The sequence below is a fragment of the Mycobacterium colombiense genome (assembly GCF_001953985.1).
Classification (GTDB): domain Bacteria; phylum Actinomycetota; class Actinomycetes; order Mycobacteriales; family Mycobacteriaceae; genus Mycobacterium; species Mycobacterium colombiense_B.
Genome location: NZ_MBEI01000075.1, coordinates 1 through 4,465 on the forward strand (window position 1 = coordinate 1; position 4,465 = coordinate 4,465).

6 protein-coding genes are annotated in these 4,465 nt (G+C 68.6%); 3 read left to right on the forward strand and 3 right to left on the reverse strand.

All coding sequences use genetic code 11. From position 1 onward, the window contains the following. Window positions 1–685 (reverse strand): FAD-binding oxidoreductase (locus A5732_RS23240; RefSeq protein ID WP_142256666.1); only part of this gene is annotated, 685 nt, incomplete at its 3' end. 258 nt (window positions 686–943) lie between these two features. Between A5732_RS23240 and A5732_RS23245 the strand changes: the two genes are divergently transcribed. Continuing rightward, the gene (locus tag A5732_RS23245; protein ID WP_081396084.1) at window positions 944–1,531 is read left to right on the forward strand and encodes a DUF732 domain-containing protein; all 588 of its coding nucleotides are present in this window, start codon (window positions 944–946) and stop codon (window positions 1,529–1,531) included. Between the two features lie 5 nt (window positions 1,532–1,536). Here A5732_RS23245 and A5732_RS23250 read toward each other — a convergent pair whose 3' ends face one another. After that, window positions 1,537–1,818 (reverse strand): DUF3017 domain-containing protein, encoded by a 282-nt coding sequence (locus A5732_RS23250; protein WP_065055537.1) that lies wholly within the window; start codon window positions 1,816–1,818, stop codon window positions 1,537–1,539. Further along, window positions 1,815–2,660, reverse strand: coding sequence for a bifunctional methylenetetrahydrofolate dehydrogenase/methenyltetrahydrofolate cyclohydrolase (locus tag A5732_RS23255; RefSeq protein ID WP_064951827.1), 846 nt, complete (start codon window positions 2,658–2,660; stop codon window positions 1,815–1,817). The genes A5732_RS23250 and A5732_RS23255 overlap by 4 nt, the downstream gene beginning before the upstream one ends. Window positions 2,661–2,685: 25 nt before the next feature. On the opposite strand from A5732_RS23255, the gene A5732_RS23260 reads away from it, so the two are divergent. Both A5732_RS23260 and A5732_RS23265 read left to right on the forward strand, forming a co-directional pair. After that, window positions 2,686–3,900, forward strand: a complete 1,215-nt coding sequence (locus A5732_RS23260; RefSeq protein WP_076103423.1) for an NADH:flavin oxidoreductase — start codon at window positions 2,686–2,688, stop codon at window positions 3,898–3,900. A gap of 30 nt (window positions 3,901–3,930) precedes the next feature. After that, window positions 3,931–4,465 (forward strand): FHA domain-containing protein (locus A5732_RS23265; RefSeq protein WP_171975080.1); only part of this gene is annotated, 535 nt, incomplete at its 3' end.

A 4,465-nucleotide genomic window follows, 5' to 3' on the forward strand; every position in this document is an offset into this window, starting at 1 on the left:
CGCCACCGCGCAACGCCCAGAACAGATCCGGGTTGTCGTTCGCCGACGCGGTGACCACGTCGCCGCTGGGCAGCACCACCGTCGCGGACTGCAACGCGTCGCAGGTGAGCCCGGCGCGCCGGGCGTCGGCACCGCCCCCGCCACCCAGCGCCATCCCCGCCATGCCGACGGTCGGGCACGTGCCGGTGGGAACGGCGCGGCCCGCGCCGGCCAAGGCCTGGTGTACCGCATACAGATTCGTCGCCGGGGTCACGGTGACGTTGTTACCGTCGAAGTTCGCGCCGCCGGGCAGACCGCGCAGGTCGAGCACCATGGTCCCGTTGGCGCCGGACGCCCCGACATAGGAATGCCCACCGCCGCGTGGGGCGATCTTGAGGTTGTTGGCCTTCGCGAACGCGACCGCCTTCTGCACGTCGGCCTGCGACGAAACCCGTACCACCGCAGCGGGATTGGAGTTGTTGTAGAACGAGTTGAAAACCTGCTTGCCGGTGGCAAATTGGGCGCCGTTGGCCGGCAAGAGCACGCTGCCGCCGATCGACGAGGCCAGGCCGCTCCACCCGGCGGCGGGGTCCGCTGTCGCCGAGCCGGTGCCGAACACCGCTCCCGTCGCGAACGTGACGGCGCCACGAAGAAACGCCTGGCGCGAGATCCCATGGCTGGTCGGACGGCTGCGATAAGTCGTCATGGGGCGGATTCTGGTTCATTTCGCGCCCAGAATTCCGGTGCCGCCGCCCGTGTTACATCACAGTGTGGCTTCGATCCGCCGCCCGGCCTTGCGCAACGGGGCCGCGTAATAACCGACGTCGCGGAGACCGCGACCTCACGAAACGCTTATTGTGCGAACCTTTATCCCACCGTGTCGTAAACGTGACAGTCATGGCTCAGAGTTCGTAGCGTGATTCGAGTGCCTCAGACGCACTCCATGGCGGACGGGGAGGCTGGCGTGAAGGCATTTGCACGAACTCATCAATGGATCTGGGTTTTGCGCCATCAGCCCTTCACCATTCGCCTGCTGGCAGCCGCCGCCGGCCTGCTGACCGTCGCCTCGGCCTTCGCGGCGCCCGCCGGAGCGAACGGGAACGGCGACGACTTCATCGACGCGCTCAACCACGCCGGCATCGATTTCGGCGAGCCCGGCAACGCGATGTCGGTCGGCGAGTCGGTGTGCCCGATGCTGGCGCAGCCGGGTGGCAATTTCGCCGCGGTCGCGTCCAGCGTCGCCGGGCGGGGCATGTCGCCCACGATGGCGCGCATGTTCACCACGATCGCGATCCAGACGTACTGCCCCGAGGAGATGGCCAACATCGCCAACGGCAACCTGTCCGGCGCCATGCCACAGGTTCCGGGCATGCCCGGGCAGATGCCGGGACAGATCCCGGGCATGACGGGTCAGATCCCGGGCATGACGGGACAGATCCCGGGTTACGCGGGCCAAGTTCCCGGCATGGCCGGGCAACTCCCGGCGATGGCGGGTCAGGTGCCGGGTATGACGGGAATGGCCGGGCAGATTCCGGCCCTGCCGGGGGCCTGACGCTTCTAGCGGGTGCCCAGCGGGTCGATGGTCCACGCGATGTAGAACATCGCCGCCCCAACCGTCGCGGTGGTCATGAAGTCGATTCCCTTGGCGCGCACCACCAGAAGGCCGGCCCGGTCCTCGGACAACACCAGCCGCAGCAGCGCCGCCACACCGACACCGATACCGATCAACAGCGAACCGCGACGCCAGAAGTTGGCCCCGACCAAAGCCAGCGCCACCGCAAAGATCAAGCCCACCAACAGGATTGGCCATTGGGCCCGCAGCAGGGTGCGCGCGGTCATTGCCGCTCGGCCAGCTCGACGACGTTGGTCAGCAGGAACGCGCGGGTCAGCGGTCCCACGCCGCCCGGGTTCGGCGAAATGTGGCCGGCCACCTCCCACACGTCCGGGTGCACGTCGCCGGTGAGCTTGCCGTCCACCCGGCTGACGCCGACGTCGATGACCGCGGCACCCGGGCGCACCATGTCGGCGGTCACCATGTGCGGCACCCCCACGCCGGCGACGATGATGTCGGCCTGCCTGGTCAGCGCCGGCAGGTCGCGAGTTCCGGTGTGGCACAACGTCACCGTGGCGTTCTCGGAACGACGGGTCAGCAGCAGGCCCAACGGGCGACCGACCGTGACGCCGCGACCGATGACGACCACGTGCGCCCCGGCGATCTCCACGTCGTAGCGGCGCAGTAGATGCACGATGCCGCGCGGGGTGCACGGCAGCGGGGCCGGGTCCATCAGCACCAGCCGGCCCAGGTTGGTCGGGTGCAGCCCGTCGGCGTCCTTGTTCGGGTCGACGCGCTCCAGCGCCGCGTTCTCGTCCAGGTGCTTGGGCAGCGGCAACTGCACGATGTAACCGGTGCAGTCGGGGTTGGCGTTGAGCTCGTCGATGGTCTCGTTGAGCGTGGCGGTGCTGATGTCGGCGGGCAGGTCGCGGCGGATCGAGGTGATGCCGACCTTTGCGCAGTCGGCGTGCTTACCGCGCACGTATGCCTGCGAGCCGGGGTCATCGCCCACCAGGATGGTGCCCAGGCCGGGGGTGCGGCCCGCGGCGGTCAATGCGGTCACCCGCTGTTTGAGGTCCACGAAGATCTCGTCGCGGGTGGCCTTGCCGTCCAGCGTGATTGCTCCCACGCTGACAGTCTGGCACGCTCCGGGTATGTCTACCCCTCCGGACGTGTTCAGCCCCGCGAAGCTCGGTCCGATAACGCTGCGTAACCGCACCATCAAGTCCGCCACCTTCGAGGCGCGCACGCCCGAGGCGCTGGTGACCGACGACCTCATCGAATACCACCGGCTGCCGGCCGCAGGCGGGGTCGGCATGACGACCGTCGCCTACTGCGCCGTCTCCCCCGGCGGCCGCACCGAGGGCAACGGGATCTGGATGCGACCCGAGGCCGTGCCCGGATTCCGGCGGCTCACCGACGCGATCCACGCCGAGGGCGCCGCGGTCAGCGCGCAGATCGGCCACGCCGGCCCGGTGGCCAACGCCAAGTCCAACAAGGCGAAGGCGCTGGCACCGGTCCGGTTCTTCAACCCGATCGGGATGCGGTTCGCGAAGAGGGCGACCCGCGACGACATCGACGAGGTGATCGCCGGGCACGCCAATGCCGCCCGGCTGGCCATCGAGGCCGGCTTCGACGCCGTCGAAATCCATTTGGGCCACAACTACTTGGCGAGTTCGTTTCTGTCCCCGCTGATCAACCGCCGCGACGACGAGTTCGGCGGATCGCTGCAGAACCGGGCCAAGGTGGCCCGCGGCATCGTGATGGCCGTCCGGCGCGCGGTGGAAAAAGAGGGCACGCCCATCGCGGTGACGGCCAAGCTGAACATGGCCGACGGGGTACGGGGCGGCATCAGCACGGAGGAATCGCTGACCACCGCCAAGTGGCTGGAGGAAGACGGCGGGCTGGACGCGATCGAACTCACCGCGGGCAGCTCGCTGGTCAACCCGATGTACCTGTTCCGCGGCAACGCGCCGCTCAAGGAGTTCGCCGGGGCGTTCAAGCCGCCGCTGAGCTGGGGCATGCGCATGACGGGCAAGAAGTTCCTGCGCGAGTACCCCTACCGCGAGGCCTATCTGTTGCGCGACGCCAAGCTGTTCCGCAACGAGTTGAAGATGCCGCTGATCCTGCTCGGCGGAATCACCAACCGGGAGACGATGGACCTGGCGATGGCCGAGGGATTCGAGTTCGTCGCGATGGCCCGGGCGCTGCTGGCCGAGCCGGATCTGATCAACCGGATCGCCGCTGATGGCGCCGAACACCAGGTGCATTCGGCGTGCACGCACTGCAATCAGTGCATGCCCACGATCTACACCCGAACACACTGCGTGGTGACCGGCGCGCCTGACACCGCAGCCGCTCGGAGCTAAACCACAGGGCTGCAAGCTACAGTTGTGGCGATGTCAGCACCAGCCCCGCCAGCGCTAACCGTCCATCACGAAGGATCGGAACGCACCTTCGCAGCGGGCCACGATGTAGTAGTCGGGCGCGATCTGCGAGCGGACATGCGTATCACCCACCCGTTGATTTCTCGTGCCCACCTGCTGCTGCGTTTCGATCAGGGCAAGTGGCTGGCCATCGACAACGGTTCCCTCAACGGAACTTTCGTCAACGGCCGGCGCGTGCCGGTGGTCGAGATTCACGACGGGCAGACACTCAACATCGGAAACCCCGACGGACCGCTGCTGACCTTCGACGTCGGGCGCCATCAGGGCATGGCCGGACGCCCGCCGCGAACGGAATCGATGAACATCCCGGTGGCGGCTCCGCCGCAGGCCGCGGCGTGGTCGGCGCAGCCGGCACCGCCGCCTCCTCCGCCGCCCGGGCGCACGCCCAACTGGGCCGCGCCGCCGCGGCGACCGCAGCCCGCGCCCGTGCAGCGCCTCGCCCCGCCCGCACAAACCATGTATGGCGGCGGCGGGGCCCAGTTGGGCG

Excerpts from the sequence above, each read along its gene's own strand:
- A5732_RS23250 (WP_065055537.1), bottom strand. The coding sequence starts at position 1,818 with ATGACCGCGCGCACCCTGCTGCGGGCCCAATGGCCAATCCTGTTGGTG.
- A5732_RS23260 (WP_076103423.1), top strand. The coding sequence starts at position 2,686 with ATGTCTACCCCTCCGGACGTGTTCAGCCCCGCGAAGCTCGGTCCGATA.